Genomic DNA, 16,594 nt, shown 5'->3' with positions numbered 1-16,594 from the left:
GTGGTTAAACTCTTTCACATGGCTTCCCCCACCACCAGACGCAAGACCGAAACAGTCGAACGCACCGGCAGCGCCTACAAAGCTGTTGGAGGCGGTTTGGCGAGCATTTTTGGCGCAACCGCAAAGGGCCTGGGATCGCTGACCCGGAAGGCTGGCGGCCAAGATCAAGATCAGGAAGAACCCAAGGAACACAGCGATACCCTCGCGCTGAGCCTCGTAGCACTCGCCGTAGTTCTTGGAGCGTCGGTTTGGTTTAACATCGCCGGCCCCGTCGGCGCGTTCATCTCCGATCTTACACACATGGCCATTGGCGCGGGAGCCCTCATCGCACCCATTGCGTTGGTTGCTATAGCCGTTGCCCTCATGCTTGGCCACGTCCCCGCCGTCGACGCTCGTATCCGCGTCTTCGGCGGCACGTTCCTCATTATCGTGTCCATGCTCGGCCTCCTCGACGTCTTCGCCGGGAACCCTACCGCCTGGCCGGAGCGTATGACCGCGGGTGGGATCGTCGGCAGTGTTCTTGGTGGATTGCTTGCCAAGGGTTTCAGCGCGTACATTGCGGTGCCCCTGCTGGTGCTGCTCATCATTCTTGGAGCGCAAAAGGTGACTGGAGTGACGGCGCGCGAGTTTGTGGACGCCGTGAAAGCGCTGCGGCCGGAAAGGGAGCTGGAAGAAGAGGAGCAGGCAGAGGCGGAAAACGCGGCAGCGGTCGAGTTCGCGGAGGCGGAAAAGCCACGGGAGCGCTCCCGCGCGTTCGAGCGCCGGCCAGTGCCAACGCCACGCGCGCCTCGGAATGTTGCGCCGCCGTTGGTGGAGGAAGAAGACCTACCAACCACGCTGTTCCAGGAACCAGAACCCGCTCCAACGAAGAAGGCCAAACCGTTGGTGGAAGACACCAACGAATTCCCGGCAATCACAACCCCTCCACCAACAAAGGACGCAGTGGTTGCAGCCACGCAAAACCTCAAGGCTGCGGTGGAAGAGCGCAAACCAGCGCCAGCACCTGCGCCCCAACCAACTCCACAGCCACCCGCGGTGGAGGAAAAGCTGTTGGAGTCGGGGGATTATGAAGTCCCGAGCACCAACCTGCTGATCCCCGGCCAGGAGTCCAAGAAGCACTCCGCGGCGAATGATCGGATGATCGAGGCCATCACCGCGGTGTTTGAGGAGTTCAAGGTCGATGCCCAGGTGACGGGCTTTTCCCGTGGACCAACGGTGACTCGCTACGAGGTCGAGCTTGGTCCGGGTGTGAAGGTTTCAAAGATTACGAACTTGCAGTCCAACCTTGCCTACGCTGTAGCGACGGATAACGTGCGCCTACTCACGCCGATTCCGGGCAAGTCGGCTGTTGGTATCGAGGTACCCAACGCGGATCGCGAGATGGTGCGCCTGGGTGATGTCCTCAACGCTCCCGAGACCCTGGCTGACCAGGACCCCATGCTTATTGGCCTTGGGAAGGACATCGAGGGCGATTACGTCAGCCACTCCATCCAGAAAATGCCGCACCTGTTGGTGGCTGGTTCAACGGGTTCCGGTAAGTCTGCGTTCGTCAACTCGCTGCTGGTTTCCTTGCTTACGCGCGCGACCCCCGAAGACGTGCGACTGATCCTGGTGGACCCCAAGATGGTGGAGCTCACCCCCTACGAGGGAATCCCGCACCTCATCACGCCTATCATCACCCAACCAAAGAAGGCCGCGGCCGCGCTCCAATGGCTCGTTGAGGAGATGGAGCAGCGCTACATGGACATGCAGCAAGCCAGGGTGCGCCACATCAAGGACTTCAACCGGAAAGTGTCCGCTGGAGAAATCCAGGCGCCAGCAGGGTCGCAAAGGGAGTACCGACGCTACCCGTACATTGTGTGCGTTGTGGACGAGCTTGCCGACCTGATGATGACTGCCCCCAAGGAAATCGAGGATTCGATCGTCCGCATCACGCAAAAGGCCCGCGCCGCAGGCATCCACCTAGTGCTCGCTACCCAGCGCCCATCCGTGGACGTGGTCACCGGTTTGATCAAAACCAACGTTCCATCACGCCTCGCGTTTGCCACTTCCTCGCTCACTGACTCCCGCGTCATCCTCGACCAAGCCGGCGCAGAAAAGCTCATTGGTATGGGCGATGGCTTGTTCATCCCGCAGGGCGGCCGCCCGCAGCGCATCCAAGGTGCGTTTGTAACGGATGAAGAAGTGCAAGCGGTGGTGGAGGCCGCCAAGCTCCAAGGAGAGCCCGACTACACCGAGGGCGTGACGGAGGAGAAGGCCTCCGAGTCCAAGCGCGAAATCGACGACGACATTGGATCAGACATGGAGGATCTCCTCCAGGCCGTGGAGTTGGTGGTGAACAGCCAACTGGGCTCCACCTCCATGCTCCAACGAAAGCTGCGCATTGGTTTCGCAAAGGCTGGCCGTCTCATGGACCTCATGGAAACCAGGGGCGTGGTTGGTCCATCTGAGGGCTCGAAGCCACGCGAAGTGTTGGTGAAACCAGAAGAGTTGGACACCACCATCTGGATGATTAAGGGCGCCAACCCAGCGGATGCCCCAAAGGAAGAGGTGTATAACCCAACGAATGCTCCGTTTTAGTGTTGGAGCAGCACTGGTAGCCGTAGAACCCTTTCGGTTCTACGGCTGTCGCGTTTCAGGCGCCCTGGAGGCTAGATCCTAAAGCCCTAGGAAGGCTTTGGATTCCTCCCTCCAACCTTTGCGCCGAGCTGGATGAGGGTTGGTGGCGGGTTCGGCGTCTGGGCTGGCTTTGTAGTGGGGGTCGCCTGTGTTGGAGTTGCGTTCTACGCGGCCGTTTTTGTGTCTGTGGGGGTTGTCGTCGTTCTTGGCATTGTGTGTTCGGCAGAGGATAACCAGGTTGTCGGTTGTTGTAGCGCCGCCTTGGGAGAATGCCTCGATGTGGTGGTATTGGCAGTCGCCGGCGGGCACTTGGCAGTGCGGGTAGGGGCACACCAGTAGTTCGGTGGCAAGGAGGATTCGTTGGAGGTCGGTGGCGAAGCGCCGGATTGGGATGGCCTCTGCCCCGAGTTTGCCATCGGCGTCGAGGGCCGTGGCTATCAGGAATCCGGTGTCGGCGATCTGCAGGCCATCGAGTTCGGATAGCGGCACCCCGGCTCCGTCGAAGGTGTAAACCTTGCCGTCCTTGAAGTAGCCTTCGCTGGGCCGCAGCGGTAGGAGCAGGCCTGGTTGGTAGCGCAACGGGGTGCCGTCGGAAGTGTCCCCGAGGATGGCTTCGCTGAACGCGTGCGCGAGGGCCTCATTTTTTGCCATGCCGGCTTTGGTGAAGGTGCTGACGCGCCCTTGAAGTTTTTTGAGCATGGCGGTGAGGGTGTGGTCGTTGAATACACCAACGATTCGTCGTTGTCCGTTCGAGTCGGGTTCCTCCTGTACATTGACGGTTTCGGTGCGCTTCGGTTCGTACTCGTGCCGCTTCTTGAACTCCTCAACCAGGTGCTTGGCGCGCGCGATGATGGCGTCTACGCTCAAAGCCTCGGTTCCTGCAAGACACTCCAACAACACAGGGTTGCGATGTTCCCTGCGAAGCTGCTTGATATGCCTAGCGACGCCGTCCAGGGCGTCAAGAGGGACGTTGACTGCGGCCTTGCGGACCTTGGCGTCCAAGTAGTACTTGCGGACCCAAAGCATGCGGTGGACGGTTTGGGTGGAGATGCGTAGGTCGGCGGCAACGTCTTCGCGTGAGTTTTCGCGGAGGGCGCGGGCGATGGCATCGAGTACCTGTAGCCCGTCTTGGTGGTATGACCGGATGAAGTCCATGGCGCTGACTGTAGGGCGCGTCCGCAAGGGGGCGAAAGGGTGAATGTGTTGGAGGGGCGATTTCTGTGGAATTCGTGTTGGAGGGGGTTGTGCCTGTGGAATTTCGGTTGGTGGGGGCTTGACGGCGCGGCGAATATGACATATGCCCGCCCCATGGGTAGAGTTGCGGGCATGCATGGAGGGGAGTACCCCGCCCGCGGTATTGATCGTCAACACGGAGCGTGTTCGTTCCCGGTCGTGCCGGCTTCGCTTTTTGGGTGGAGTGGGGGAGACCTCCGGCTCATGTCAGTTGTTGTATGAGACCGGAGGTGTCTTTTTATGGAAGTGAATCTTGTGACGTGGCTGATCACGATTGCGGTGATCGCTGGTTTTTTTGTGTTCGACTTCTATTCGCATGTGCGGACGCCGCATGAGCCTTCGTTGAAGGAGTCTGCGTTTTGGTCGCTGTTTTATGTGGCGTTGGCGGCCGTATTCGGTGTGTTCTTGTGGTTCACGTGGGGTGAGCCGGGGAATCCGCATCAGCATGGTATTGAGTTCTTTACGGGCTATATCACTGAGAAGGCGCTGAGCGTCGATAATCTGTTTGTGTTTGCGCTGATTATGGGCGCGTTTAAGATTCCGCGGAAGTATCAGCAGAAGGTGCTGCTGATTGGTATTGCGTTGGCGCTTGTGTTCCGTTTGGTGTTCATTTTGTTGGGTGCCGCGGCGATTGAGCGCTGGTCTGCGGTGTTCTACATTTTCGGTTTGTTCTTGATTTACACCGCGGTGAAGTTGATTTGGGATGAGTTTTCGGAGAAGCCGGAGACTGATCCGAATGATATGGCTGTCATCAAGTTGCTGCGTAAGGTTATGCATGTAACGCCAACGTATAACGGTGACCGTTTGTTTGGCCGGGTGAACGGCAAGCGCGCGGTGACGCCGATGCTGGTGGCGTTGATGGCCGTAGGCATGATCGACTTGATGTTCGCCTTCGACTCCATTCCGGCGATCTATGGCATTACTTCCGAGCCGTACATTGTGTTCACCACGAACGCTTTTGCACTGTTGGGTCTGCGTCAGATGTACTTCCTGTTGGATGGCCTGTTGGATCGTCTTGTGTACCTGCCGTACGGTCTGGGCTTGATCCTGGGCTTCATCGGTGTGAAGTTGCTGCTGCACGCGCTGCATGAGAACAACTTGCCGTGGATTAACGGTGGTGAGCCGCTGCACGTGTTTGAGATTCCAACGCACTGGTCGTTGATTGTGATTGTTGGCATCTTGACGGTGACGGTGTTGGCTTCGGTGTGGAAGTCCAAGCGTGACGAGGCCCAAGGTGGCGTGCAGGCACATTGGAACCACGCCAAGAAGACTGGTGAGGACTGGCCAGCTTAGTCCTGGAACACGTTCAGTACGGGATCCCACACCTGGAAGGTACGCGCGTCAAGGGCGCCTTCTTGGTGGAAGGGGTCCTTTTCCATTTCGGCTTCGGCGTCGGCGATGGTGGTGCCTTCGGCGAGGCGGATGATGATGAGTGAGCTGCCTGCGGGTTCGGTGATGGGGCCGGAGGCGAGCAGTTTGCCTTCTTTGAGGAGGTTTGCCAAGAATTCGCGGTGCTTGGGCCGGTGTTCGAGGATCTTTTCGCTGGTGGGGTTGTATTGGTACTCGATAGCAAATGTTGTCATGACTTCCATGCTACTGCGTGGGAAAGCAGGTAGTGTTGGTGGTTGTGAATGATGAAAAGCCCACGAACTGGAATCTGCCAAATGTGCTCACGAGTTTGCGCATTATTGCCATTCCGCCGTTTGCCTGGTTGGTGCTTTCGGAGCGCATGTGGTGGGCGTTGGGTGTGTTCGTGGTGTTGATGATCACGGACAAGCTCGACGGCGATATTGCGCGCTCGCGTGGGCTGGTCACGGATTTCGGTAAGATCGCGGACCCTATTGCGGATAAGGCGCTGATGATTACCGCGTTGGTGTGCCTGAATCTGGTGGGTTTGATGCCGTGGTGGATCACCGTGGTGATTGTGTTCCGCGAGCTTGGAATCACGATTTGGCGCATGTTTGAGCTGCGCAAGGGCAATGTGGTGCCGGCGAGCCGGGGCGGCAAGTTGAAGACGGTGCTGCAGGCTGTTGCAGTTGCGTTGTACCTGATTCCGGGGGCAAAGCTTGTGGCGTTGCCGGTGATGTTGGCGGCAGTGGCGATTACGGTGGTGACGGGCGTGCAATACGTGGTTGAGGCGCGGAAGCTCAACGCGAAATGACATTGGTGCAGGCTCTGGCGGCACGTGGGGAAACGATTGCTACCTGCGAGTCACTCACGGCTGGCCTGTGCGCGGCACGGATCGCCGACACCCCAGGAGCTTCAAATGTGCTGCGCGGGGGCTTGATTACGTACGCAACCGAGGTCAAGGTCTCACTGGCTGGGGTGGATCAAGAAATTATCGACGCACACGGCGTCGTCTCTCCCCAGACCGCCCGTGCCATGGCGGCGGCAGCGGCACGGGCCTTGGGGGCGTCGTGGGGCGTGTCTTTGACGGGCTACGCGGGGCCGGAGGGGGATCTGGTGGGGCAGGTGTTTGTGGGTGTTGTCGGGCCTGAGGGGGACAGTTGGAGTAGGGAGTTTCGCTTTGCGGGTGGGCGGCAAGAAATTCGCGGGCAGGCGGCGGAAGCTGCGCTTTTGTGGGTGGGGGAACTAATTGTGGCTAGTGGGCGTTGAAGAAGCTGATGATGAATTACACTGCTGTTTTGGAAAAGCCGATTGCGCCGGAGATGCTGCTGCGCGAGGCGCTCGGTTCCGCCCTGCGTGCTTTCCGCGCGGATAAGGGCATTACCTTGCGTGAGTTGGCTGAGGCCTCGCGGGTGTCTCCGGGGTATCTTTCGGAGCTGGAGCGCGGACGTAAGGAAGTGTCTTCGGAGCTGTTGGCGTCTGTGTGCCATGCCCTTGGGACTTCTGTGGCAGATGTACTCATTGAAGCGGCGAGCACCATGGCAATGAGCCGTGCAGAAGCTAGACTGTTCCGCGAGATAAACAATTAACGTTGAGAAAGGCACCTTTTCATGGCGAACCCATTTTCCAAGGCTTGGAAATACTTCATGGCTTTGTTCGACTCCAAGATCGAGGAGCACGCTGACCCCAAGGTGCAGATCCAGCAGGCCATTGAGGATGCGCAGCGCCAGCACCAGGAGCTTTCGCAGCAGGCTGCGGCAGTGATTGGTAACCAGCGCCAACTGGAGATGCAGCTCAACCGCCGCCTGGCGGACATTGAGAAGCTGCACGCGAATACCCGCCAGGCGCTGCAGCTTGCGGATAAGGCTCGCGCTGAGGGCAACACCCAAAAGGCCAGCGAGTATGAAAATGCTGCGGAGGCCTTCGCGGCGCAGCTCGTGACTGCGGAGCAGGGCGTGGAAGACACCAAGAAGCTCCATGACCAAGCCCTCCAACAGGCCGAGGCCGCGAAGCAGGCCGTGGAGCGCAACTCCATGGCGCTGCAGCAGAAGGTAGCCGAGCGCACCAAGCTGCTGTCCCAGCTTGAGCAGGCAAAAATGCAGGAGAAGGTGGCGGAGTCCATCCAGTCCATGAACTCAATCACCAACCGCGATACCCCAAGTCTTGAGGCTGTGCGCGAGAAGATTGAGCGCCGCTACGCGAACGCACTCGGTACGGCGGAGTTGGCACAGAACTCCGTGCAGGGTCGTATGGCGGAAATCGAGCAGGCTGGCGTGCAGCTCGCCGGCCACTCCCGCTTGGAGCAAATCCGCGCGGAGCTGAACGCGCCAAAGGCGGAGGCTCAGGCTATTGAAGCCCCACAGCAGCAGGCGCAAGGCGATGATGCTGTGGCGCAGAAGCTGCGTGAGCTACGCGGCGAAAGCTAGTCATCTAAGCCACGGGCAACCAGGGCATCGCCTATTGCCTGGGCACGGCGCATGGAGCGGATCACCACTGGCGTACCAAAAGCCAACAGGGAAGTGTTCGCTCCACGCGCCTTTCTTGCGTCTAGCACCTCACCCACGGTCGCGAGCATCAGTGGCAGCAGCCGCAGAGTAAGGGAAAACGCCAGCACAATGGTGTCCACCGGCACGCCGATTTTCTTTGTTGGTGCGAGGAAGCGCTCCAACGCCTCCATCATCGCCTCGAGCTTGGTGGTGAGGGTAATCAACGTGGCCAGCATGAGGGCGGCGAGGATGCCGGCGGTGATTTCAGCGGCGCGCACGAGGCTGATTTGCCACCATTGGTAGGCGAACAGAACGGCCAGCACGGGGAGAACAGGCCAGACTTGGCTCCATGCGGTTTTAAGGGGGATTCTCGCGATCGCCATGAGGACGATAGGCACCAATGGTGTGTAGATTCCGCGCGCGAAGATAATGAAAGCGATAAGCAGCCCTATCTTGAGCATCGGTGGGGTGCGGTGGATCAGGCTGTTGCCGGGAACATACACGCCCATTGGGACCTGGCGGATCATGGCCGGGTTTCCTCCATGTAATAGCGGATGACGTCTGTTGGAGCGCCGTCAGCCGCGATGCGGTGATTATCCACGCAGAGGGCGCGGTCGAAGTCGGTGATGAAGTCGAGGTCGTGGGTCACCACGATGAGCTGTTGGCTCAGGCTGGCGAACACCTCGCGGATGAGTTCGCGGTTGCGGAAGTCTAGCAATGTGGTGGGTTCGTCGGCGATCACCACGTCTGGATCGATCACGAGCACGGAGGCGAGGGCGAGGAGCTGCTTTTGGCCGCCGGAGAGCGTGTGCGGGGAGTTGTCAGCGAGCTTGCTGAGTCCAAAGCGCTCCATCGTTTGCTCCACCTTGTGCTGTTTTTCTTCCTTGCTCAGCTTGAAGCGGCGCAGGGAAAAGGCGATGTCTTCGCGCACGGTGGGCATGACGATTTGGTTTTCGGCATCGGAGAACACAAAGCCCACCTTTTTGCGCACTGCTTTCGCTTCACGTGCCACGTTGCGCCCGTCGACAAGCACCTCCCCCGAAGTTGCCTCGCTCAGGCCGTTGATGAGGCGGACAAGGGTGGACTTGCCGCCGCCGTTCGCACCGATCACTGCGACGCGTGGCTCGGTGATTTCGGTGGTGATGTGGGAAAGCACGCCGACGTCACCGTATGTCACGCTGACGTCGTTGAATTTAATGCGAGCCATTTATGCCTTGAGGTTGTTTGGGAATGCCTTATGCACGGCGAGCGCGATGATGATTGCTACGGCGACCTTGATGGAGTCAAAAAGTACGAAGGGGCCTTGGGCTGCCACTGCTGCCGCGAGGTCCATGTCAGCGCGCAGCATGAAGCCGATTGCGCCGCAGGTGTACTGCATGAGCAGTGCCACGGCGCCGGCAAGGATGAACATTCCGACGCGCCCAGCGCCGCGCAGACGCAGGCCCTGGTAGGCGATGGCGCCGGCGACAGTTGCGGAGACGAGGTAGCCCACCAGATAGCCGACAGAAACGCCGGAGAGTGCGGCGAGGGTGGAACGGCCACCTGCGAGGACTGGCAGACCCAGCAGGCCAAGGCCGAGGAAGAGCGCCGCGGTGAGGAAGCCGCGCTTGCCGCCCAAGACGAGGCCGGCCAGGATGACGGCTGCGTTCTGGAGGACGATTGGCACACCTGCGGCACCAACTGGGATAGCAACGAAAGCAAGAACAATGATGAGGGCTGCGAACACTGCGATGTAGGCGAGGTCGCGCGCTGAAGATTTATTGGTCACTGTTCAAATTATAGTCCTAGCGGCTAAAATCTAGGAATCCCAAGGTAATCCGTACACTGTGGGCTATGCGTTATACCCTGTTTGCGAAGCTGGTCCACGATGAGTTTGGCCAAGCGCAAGGGGAGTGGATCTTGCACTCCCATGTGCTTGCTGCGCATGGGAAAACCGCAAACGAGCTCGTTGAGGATGGGGAGGACCTCAAACAGGTGTGGGAGGCACTGTGCGATGATTTTCGAATTCCCGCAGAACGCCGCCTGGGTCAGGACACGGATAAATAGCGTGTATCCAGCTCACACGCCGTAGCGTTCGAAAACTCGATCTTCGAACAATTGTGCGTTATACTCGGGGGTAATGTTTGGCTCAACCGCTACCGTGAGGGAACCAAATAGCCCCCTTGGGGCCGTCTAAGTAGGTATGACTACCTCACTTTCACAAACCACAGAAGGAACATCAGCAAACATGGCACCGAAGAAGACCGCCGCCGCAAACGCCGGAGACAACCGCCAAAAGGCGTTGGACGCCGCATTGGCAATGATTGAAAAGGACTTTGGCAAGGGCGCAGTGATGCGCTTGGGTGATGATAATCGCCCGCCAATCCAGGTGATCTCTTCCGGCAACACTGCGATTGACGTCGCATTGGGCATCGGTGGTTTCCCCCGTGGGCGCATCGTGGAGATTTACGGCCCTGAATCCTCGGGTAAGACCACTGTGGCCCTGCACGCCATCGCACAGGCCCAGCGAGCTGGCGGCATCGCGGCGTTTATCGACGCCGAGCACGCGCTTGACCCAGACTATGCCCGCAAGCTCGGCGTGGACACCGATGCGCTTCTCGTCTCCCAACCAGACACCGGCGAGCAGGCCCTCGAAATTGCAGACATGCTGGTGCGCTCCGGTGCCATTGACATCATCGTGATTGACTCCGTTGCAGCCCTTACCCCAAAGGCGGAAATTGAAGGCGAGATGGGCGATTCCCACGTTGGCCTCCAAGCCCGCCTGATGTCCCAAGCGCTGCGCAAGATGACGGGCGCCCTCTACAACTCTGGCACCACCGCGATCTTCATCAACCAATTGCGTGAAAAGATTGGCGTGATGTTCGGTTCCCCGGAGACCACCACCGGTGGTAAGGCACTGAAGTTCTACGCCTCCGTGCGCTGCGATGTCCGCCGCATCCAAACCCTCAAAGACGGCCAAGATGCAATTGGTAACCGCACTAAGTTGAAGGTCGTGAAGAACAAGGTGTCCCCACCGTTCAAGATCGCAGAGTTTGACATCATCTACGGCGAGGGCATCTCCCGCGAATCCTCCATTATCGACCTCGGCGTGGATAACGGCATCATCAAAAAGTCCGGCTCCTGGTTTACCTATGACGGCGAGCAACTCGGCCAGGGCAAAGAAAAAGTGCGCCTCTTTCTCAAGGATTCCCCCGAGCTTTCTGATGAGATCGAGAAGAAGATCTTTGAAAAGCTCGGCATCGGTGAGTTCGCCGGCAAAGGCGATGAACTGAGCGACGAGCCTGTAGACATGGTGCCAAACGTCGATTTCGATGACGCCGAAGAATAACAAAATCGAACAACTTCGAGCTGCGCTGGAGTCCTACACCCCAGCGCAGATTGATGTTGAAGCAGAGCAGCAAAAAACAAAGATCCGCAACAGGGCCCTGCTCCTCCTTGATCAACGCGCCAGGTCCCGCAAAGAGCTTGAGGAACGCCTGGGCGCACTCGAGTTCCCGGAGCCGCAGATCGCGGAAGTCCTGGATGACCTAGAGCGCGTGGGGCTCATCGATGACGCCGCATTTGCCCATGCATGGGTCACGCAGCGCAGGGAACGCCGCGGAAAATCCAAACGGGCCCTGCGCCAAGAGCTGCGTCAAAAAGGCGTACACTCCAACACCGCTGAGGAGGCTCTCGCGGCAGTGAGCGACGCAGACGAACGCGAGCTCGCCAGAACCTTTGCGCAAAAGAAGGCGCGTACGCTCAAAGAAACACCCACCACCTGGCAGGAGCAGCAGAAGCAACTGCAGAAGGTGGTGGGCTACCTTGCCCGCCGCGGCTTCCCCGAATACCTCGCAATAGAGGTGGCCAGGGAGGCTATTGGGCTGGATTCTTAATCTCAACGTGCTCGGCTGCGTGCCAGTCCACGTTCACGTTGTCCTTGGTGTCCAAACCCTGAGTAGGCATTTGTGGCACCTTGGCAAAAATGTTGCGGCGTGCGCGGCCGGCGCGCAGTTGGCGTTCAATGCGCTCTGCGAGCAAAGTGAGCGCGTAATTAATGATGATCATCACGACCGCCACCACGATGAGGGATGCCAAATAGTTGCGGTTCACCGCGCTGGATTGGATGCCCTGGCGCACGATCTCCACATAACCAATCTGGTAACCCAGTGCCGAGTCCTTCAAGGCAATCACGGCCTGGGCGATAAGCGCCGGGAGCATCGCGGCAACCGCCTGGGGGAGGAGGACCTTCCACATGGTTTGCCGGTGGCTCAACCCCAACGCTGCCGCGGCTTCCTTTTGGCCCTTCGGCAAACTCTTGATGCCGGAACGGAGGATCTCCGCGATCACTGAGCCGTTATACATGGTCAAGGCGAACACCACTGCGGTAAACGCGAGCTGGCGTGGGGGTACCAGGCCATACACGGCCAGCACTTGGTAGGAGAAGATGATCAGCAGGAGCACGGGGATGGCGCGGAAAAACTCCACGATCGCCGCGCATACGCCCCGGATTAATACATTCGGTGAGAGCCTCCCTAGCCCCAACAGGGCGCCCACCACGATGGCGAGCAAAATGGAGGCGAACGCCGCCTTCAAGGTGCCAACCAGACCTGGGAGCAGGTAGGTGCGCCAGGTATTGGCCTCTAGGAAGGGGGTCCATTTTGCGGCCTCGAGTTGGCCTTTCTCCCCAAGGGTGCTCACAACCCACCACAGCAGCAGGAGGGAAAGGGCCACCACGAGGGCAGAGTAGATGCGATTACGCATGCGGGCTTTGGGCCCTGGTGCGTCGTAGAGGACTGTTGCGCGTACGCTCATCGTTTCACCGCCATCTTGTTCGCCAGCGCGCCGACCGCCAGGCCCGTGGGCAGGGTGAGCAGCATGAAGCCAATTGCAAAGGCGCCGAAGATAATGAAGAGCTGGCTTGCGTGGTTTTCAATGACTTCCTTCATCAGCAAGGACGCTTCAGCAACACCGATCACGGAAGCGATGGTGGTGTTCTTGGTGAGTGCAATCAAGGTGTTCCCCAAAGGCACCACCGCGCCGCGGATGGCTTGGGGGAACACAATGGTTTGAAAGGTTTGGCCAAAGCTCAAACCCAGTGAGCGCGCCGCCTCGGCCTGCCCAAAGTCCACGGTGTTGATGCCGGAACGCAAGCATTCAGCCACGAACGCGGAGGTGTAGAGGATGAAGCCCAGCACCGCCAGGCGGAAGTTGTTATCCGCCAGGAACGTGGCGGATTCTCTATCGGCCATCTGCAGCCCTAGCGTTTGGTAGAGGCCGAATGAGCAGAACAGTACCACCAAGGTCAGCGGCGTATTACGGACCGTGTTGATGTACAAGGTGGCAATGCTTCGCAGAATGCGCACGGGGGAAACCCGCATGGCGGTGAGGATGGTGCCAAACACCATCGAGCCGAGTGCGGAGAGCACGGTCAGTTTGATGGTCACCCAAAACGCCGGCAAGATCGCTGGGCCAAGTTGTGCCCACATCGCTTCCATGAGGCCTCCTGTTATTCGATGAAGGAGAGGTCACCTGGGGTGCCCAAGGTGATGCCGTCTGTGGAGCCCAAGTTCGTGTTAATGGCGGACTCCAGTTCACCGGAGGCAATCATCGCTTCCAGGGCTTTGTTGACGGCGTCGGTTGCGGCGGTGTCATCCTTCTTCACGCCAACGCCGTAGTACTCGTTGGTGTAGGCGGAGCCATCCGGCTGGAACATTTCTACCAGGCGGAAGTTGCCGGCATTTTGCTGGGAGTAGCCGTTCAAGATGGTGGCGTCGGTAGTGAGCGCGTCCACGTTGCCCTGCAGGAGAGCTTCAACGCAGGAAGAGTAGGTGTCGTACTCCTGGAGCTGCACGCCAGGCAGGGCATCCTTGACCTTTTGGGCTGGGGTGGAGCCGGAGACGGAGCAGAGGATGCGGCCGTTGTCTAGATCCTCGACGGTGTTGATGGAGGAGTCGTCGGCGCGGACCAGGAGGGCCTGGTGGGTGAGCAGGTATGGGCCACCGAAGTTCACGGACTCGGAGCGGGACTTGTTGATGGAGTACGTGGCGGCGATCAGGTCTACCTCGCCGTTTTGGATGAGGGTTTCGCGCTGTGCGGAAGGGGTTTCACGCCAGGTGATGGTGGGGGCGGCCCAACCGTTTTCCTCGGCGATGTGGTTCACGATGTAGGTGGCTACGTCTACGTCGAGGCCACTCATGGAGCCGTCGGCGTTGCGCAGGCCCAGGCCTGGCTGGTCGTACTTGGTGCCCAGGGTCACGCTGCCGGATTCAATGTTGGCCAAGAGTCCAGCGTCGCCGCCGGCGGAGGAGTCGGAGCCGCAAGCGACGAGGGCGGTAGCAGCAATCAGAGCGGTGGAGATGGTGGCGAAAGTACGGTTCAGGGACATGGTTGCTCCTTACTTGTTGCGCGAAAGCGCTGTGGGCTAGTGGGCTAGTGGGCTAGTGGGCGAGGATTTTGCCGAGGAAGTCTTTGGCGCGCTCGGTTTTGGGGTTGGCAAAGAATTCCTCTGGGGTGGAATCCTCCACGATGGCGCCGTCCGCCATAAAGAGCACGCGGTCTGCGGCCTTGCGGGCAAAACCCATCTCGTGTGTGACGCAGAGCATGGTCATGCCTTCCTTGGCGAGGTCTGCCATGACATCCAAGACCTCGTTGACCATTTCCGGGTCCAGGGCCGAGGTGGGTTCGTCGAAAAGCATGACCTTGGGACGCATGGCGAGTGCACGGGCGATTGCCACGCGCTGCTGCTGACCACCGGAGAGCTGGGCGGGGTACTTGTCTGCCTGATTGGCAATGCCTACTCGCTCCAGGAGCTCCATGGCCAGCTCGTTGGCCTCCTGCTTTTTCATCTTCCGTACCTTGATGGGGCCGAGGGTTACGTTGTCTCGGATGCTCAAGTGGGGGAAGAGGTTGAATTGCTGGAACACCATGCCGACATCAGCACGCAAGCTCGCAAGGGCTTTGCCTTCTTCGGGGAGAAGTTTGCCGTCAATGCGGATTTCGCCGTTGTTGATGGTTTCCAGGCGGTTGATGGTGCGGCACAGAGTTGATTTGCCGGAGCCGGATGGCCCCAACACCACTACAACCTGGCCTTTGGGTACCTCGAGGTTGATGTCTTTGAGCGCGTGGAAGCTCTCAAAATACTTATCCACCCCAGTGATTTGGATCATCGGCGTGCTTGTATGCTGTGTCATGGGTCTCACCTTAGTGAAATCTGGATCACATTTTGCAAAGATTGCTAAAGATTTTCAATACCTATCGGCCAATAGAAATTGATCCTGTGTGCCATCTAAGCCCACAATTCCGCAAAAGTCCAGCGGCCTGCTCAACTACATCCCAAGTGAGCTAACACCGCAGGTTGGGGAAATAGGCCACAAGAACTAGACTTGCAACCCGTGCAACAACCAAGCTCAGATTCCCGCACCTACGAGGTGCGCACTTTCGGCTGCCAGATGAACGTCCACGATTCCGAGCGCCTCTCCGGCCTGCTGGAGGACGCAGGCTACACCCCTGCGCCCGCGGACCAAGAAGCGGACCTCATCGTGTTCAACACCTGCGCGGTGCGCGAAAACGCTGACCTGCGCCTCTACGGCACCCTGGGCCAATTGCGTTCCAACAAGGAGCGCAACCCCAACCTGCAGATCGCGGTGGGCGGCTGCTTGGCGCAAAAGGACAAGGAAACTGTGGTGCAGAAGGCCCCGTGGGTGGATGTGGTCTTTGGTACCCACAACATCGGCTCGCTGCCGGTGCTGTTGGAGCGAGCGCGCCACAACAAGCAGGCCCAGGTGGAAATCGTGGACGCCTTGGAGCAGTTCCCATCGGTGCTGCCGGCCAAGCGTGAGTCGGCCTACGCCGGCTGGGTGAGCGTGTCCGTGGGCTGCAACAACACCTGCACCTTCTGCATCGTCCCCTCACTGCGCGGCAAGGAAGTGGACCGCCGCCCAGGCGAAATTCTCGCTGAGGTGAAGGCGCTAGTGGAGCAAGGCGTGAGCGAGGTGACCCTGCTGGGCCAAAACGTGAACGCATATGGCGTGAACTTTGCCGACCCCACCCTGGAGCGCGACCGCTCCGCTTTTTCCAAGCTGCTGCGTGCCTGCGGAGAAATCGAGGGCCTGGAGCGCGTGCGCTTCACCAGCCCACACCCGGCGGAGTTCACCTCTGACGTGATTGATGCCATGGCGGAAACACCCAACGTCTGCCCGCAGCTCCACATGCCGCTGCAGTCCGGTTCAGACACAGTGCTCAAGAACATGCGCCGTAGCTACCGCTCCGCCCGCTTCCTGGCCATCTTGGACGAGGTCCGCGAGAAGCTGCCGAACGCCTGTATTACCACGGATATCATCGTGGGATTCCCCGGTGAAACTGAACAGGACTTCCAAGACACCCTCGACGTGGTGGAAAAGGCGCGGTTCAGCAGCGCCTACACCTTCCAATACAGCCCACGCCCAGGCACCCCGGCGGCGGAATACGCAGAGCAGGTGCCCAAGGAAGTGGTGCAGGAGCGCTACGAACGCCTGATTGCACTGCAAGAGCGCATCAGTTGGGAAGAAAACCAGAAGCTCGTTGGTACTGAGGTGGAGCTGCTGGTGCAGGCCACGGGCGGGCGCAAGAACGACGCCACCAAGCGGATGACTGGCCGCGCCAGGGACGGGCGCCTTGTCCACTTCATGCCTGAAGGCAACATTGAGGAGCAGGTCCGACCAGGTGACGTCGTGATCGCTACCGTCACCGAGGCCAAGCCGCACTTCCTCATCGCTGACTCTGGCGTGCTCACGCACCGCCGCACCAAAGCGGGCGACATGTCTGCCGCCGGCAAGGTACCCACCACCGCACCAGTGGGGGTTGGGCTGGGCTTGCCGGCGGTAGGGAAGCCTGCAGCAAAGACTCCACAAGCAGGCGCAGACGCCTGCGGCTGCTAACCGCTCAGAGGA

The 16,594-nt window shown here is 59.4% G+C and carries 19 protein-coding genes; 10 read left to right on the top strand and 9 right to left on the bottom strand.

Annotated features, from left to right (window positions below; genetic code table 11):
- Positions 1 to 18 precede the first annotated feature (18 nt).
- A complete protein-coding gene (locus NQ050_RS00245; RefSeq protein ID WP_257037227.1) occupies positions 19 to 2,580 on the top strand; it encodes a DNA translocase FtsK in 2,562 nt (853 codons plus the stop codon).
- A 78-nt stretch (positions 2,581 to 2,658) separates the two neighbouring features.
- Here NQ050_RS00245 and NQ050_RS00240 read toward each other — a convergent pair whose 3' ends face one another.
- On the bottom strand, positions 2,659 to 3,774 hold the full coding sequence (locus tag NQ050_RS00240) for an HNH endonuclease (RefSeq protein WP_257037226.1): 1,116 nt from the start codon (positions 3,772 to 3,774) through the stop codon (positions 2,659 to 2,661).
- A 318-nt stretch (positions 3,775 to 4,092) separates the two neighbouring features.
- Between NQ050_RS00240 and NQ050_RS00235 the strand changes: the two genes are divergently transcribed.
- On the top strand, positions 4,093 to 5,145 hold the full coding sequence (locus NQ050_RS00235) for a TerC family protein (protein WP_257037225.1): 1,053 nt from the start codon (positions 4,093 to 4,095) through the stop codon (positions 5,143 to 5,145).
- Here NQ050_RS00235 and NQ050_RS00230 read toward each other — a convergent pair.
- Entirely contained in the window at positions 5,142 to 5,435 is a 294-nt protein-coding gene (locus NQ050_RS00230; protein WP_257037224.1) for a YciI family protein, read from the bottom strand. The genes NQ050_RS00235 and NQ050_RS00230 overlap by 4 nt on opposite strands.
- A gap of 17 nt (positions 5,436 to 5,452) precedes the next feature.
- Between NQ050_RS00230 and pgsA the strand changes: the two genes are divergently transcribed.
- From pgsA to NQ050_RS00210, 4 genes are read left to right on the top strand one after another with little or no spacing between them, the layout of a single operon-like run.
- Entirely contained in the window at positions 5,453 to 6,013 is a 561-nt protein-coding gene (gene pgsA, locus NQ050_RS00225) for a CDP-diacylglycerol--glycerol-3-phosphate 3-phosphatidyltransferase (RefSeq protein WP_257037223.1), read from the top strand.
- Complete coding sequence (locus NQ050_RS00220; RefSeq protein ID WP_257037221.1) at positions 6,010 to 6,468, top strand: CinA family protein; 459 nt, start codon at positions 6,010 to 6,012, stop codon at positions 6,466 to 6,468. Before pgsA ends, NQ050_RS00220 begins: the two co-directional genes overlap by 4 nt.
- An 8-nt stretch (positions 6,469 to 6,476) precedes the next feature.
- Positions 6,477 to 6,788, top strand: coding sequence for a helix-turn-helix domain-containing protein (locus NQ050_RS00215; RefSeq protein ID WP_257037220.1), 312 nt, complete (start codon positions 6,477 to 6,479; stop codon positions 6,786 to 6,788).
- A 21-nt stretch (positions 6,789 to 6,809) separates the two neighbouring features.
- Entirely contained in the window at positions 6,810 to 7,625 is an 816-nt protein-coding gene (locus NQ050_RS00210; RefSeq protein ID WP_257037218.1) for a PspA/IM30 family protein, read from the top strand.
- Here NQ050_RS00210 and NQ050_RS00205 read toward each other — a convergent pair.
- The 3 genes from NQ050_RS00205 to NQ050_RS00195 are packed head-to-tail and all read right to left on the bottom strand — an operon-like array spanning position 7,622 to position 9,453.
- Complete coding sequence (locus tag NQ050_RS00205; protein ID WP_257037217.1) at positions 7,622 to 8,212, bottom strand: energy-coupling factor transporter transmembrane protein EcfT; 591 nt, start codon at positions 8,210 to 8,212, stop codon at positions 7,622 to 7,624. The genes NQ050_RS00210 and NQ050_RS00205 overlap by 4 nt on opposite strands.
- Entirely contained in the window at positions 8,209 to 8,892 is a 684-nt protein-coding gene (locus NQ050_RS00200; protein ID WP_257037216.1) for an energy-coupling factor ABC transporter ATP-binding protein, read from the bottom strand. Before NQ050_RS00200 ends, NQ050_RS00205 begins: the two co-directional genes overlap by 4 nt.
- Entirely contained in the window at positions 8,893 to 9,453 is a 561-nt protein-coding gene (locus NQ050_RS00195) for a biotin transporter BioY (RefSeq protein WP_257037215.1), read from the bottom strand.
- Positions 9,454 to 9,518: 65 nt separating this feature from the next.
- Between NQ050_RS00195 and NQ050_RS00190 the strand changes: the two genes are divergently transcribed.
- The 3 genes from NQ050_RS00190 to NQ050_RS00180 all read left to right on the top strand — a co-directional run bounded on the left by NQ050_RS00190 (position 9,519) and on the right by NQ050_RS00180 (position 11,560).
- Entirely contained in the window at positions 9,519 to 9,731 is a 213-nt protein-coding gene (locus NQ050_RS00190) for a DUF3046 domain-containing protein (protein ID WP_257037214.1), read from the top strand.
- 181 nt (positions 9,732 to 9,912) lie between these two features.
- Positions 9,913 to 11,013 (top strand): recombinase RecA, encoded by a 1,101-nt coding sequence (recA, locus tag NQ050_RS00185; RefSeq protein WP_257037213.1) that lies wholly within the window; start codon positions 9,913 to 9,915, stop codon positions 11,011 to 11,013.
- A complete protein-coding gene (locus tag NQ050_RS00180) occupies positions 10,997 to 11,560 on the top strand; it encodes a regulatory protein RecX (RefSeq protein WP_257037212.1) in 564 nt (187 codons plus the stop codon). Before recA ends, NQ050_RS00180 begins: the two co-directional genes overlap by 17 nt.
- On the opposite strand, the gene NQ050_RS00175 is transcribed toward NQ050_RS00180, so the two are convergent.
- The 4 genes from NQ050_RS00175 to gluA are packed head-to-tail and all read right to left on the bottom strand — an operon-like array spanning position 11,541 to position 14,833.
- Positions 11,541 to 12,479 (bottom strand): amino acid ABC transporter permease, encoded by a 939-nt coding sequence (locus NQ050_RS00175; protein WP_257037211.1) that lies wholly within the window; start codon positions 12,477 to 12,479, stop codon positions 11,541 to 11,543. The two genes, NQ050_RS00180 and NQ050_RS00175, sit on opposite strands and share 20 nt — an antisense overlap.
- On the bottom strand, positions 12,476 to 13,162 hold the full coding sequence (locus NQ050_RS00170; protein ID WP_257037210.1) for an amino acid ABC transporter permease: 687 nt from the start codon (positions 13,160 to 13,162) through the stop codon (positions 12,476 to 12,478). The genes NQ050_RS00175 and NQ050_RS00170 overlap by 4 nt, the downstream gene beginning before the upstream one ends.
- An 11-nt stretch (positions 13,163 to 13,173) precedes the next feature.
- Positions 13,174 to 14,052 carry a glutamate ABC transporter substrate-binding protein gene (locus NQ050_RS00165; RefSeq protein ID WP_257037208.1) on the bottom strand — a complete coding sequence of 293 codons (879 nt, stop codon included), beginning with the start codon at positions 14,050 to 14,052 and terminating at the stop codon, positions 13,174 to 13,176.
- A gap of 52 nt (positions 14,053 to 14,104) precedes the next feature.
- A complete protein-coding gene (gluA, locus tag NQ050_RS00160; RefSeq protein ID WP_257037355.1) occupies positions 14,105 to 14,833 on the bottom strand; it encodes a glutamate ABC transporter ATP-binding protein GluA in 729 nt (242 codons plus the stop codon).
- 225 nt (positions 14,834 to 15,058) lie between these two features.
- Here gluA and miaB point away from each other — a divergent pair, with 225 nt between their 5' ends.
- Positions 15,059 to 16,582 carry a tRNA (N6-isopentenyl adenosine(37)-C2)-methylthiotransferase MiaB gene (gene miaB, locus NQ050_RS00155; protein WP_257037207.1) on the top strand — a complete coding sequence of 508 codons (1,524 nt, stop codon included), beginning with the start codon at positions 15,059 to 15,061 and terminating at the stop codon, positions 16,580 to 16,582.
- The last annotated feature ends 12 nt before the right edge of the window (positions 16,583 to 16,594 follow it).

The sequence above is a fragment of the Corynebacterium sp. 122RC1 genome (assembly GCF_024580955.1).
Classification (GTDB): domain Bacteria; phylum Actinomycetota; class Actinomycetes; order Mycobacteriales; family Mycobacteriaceae; genus Corynebacterium; species Corynebacterium kozikiae.
This window is presented reverse-complemented; position numbering and strand designations above follow the sequence as displayed.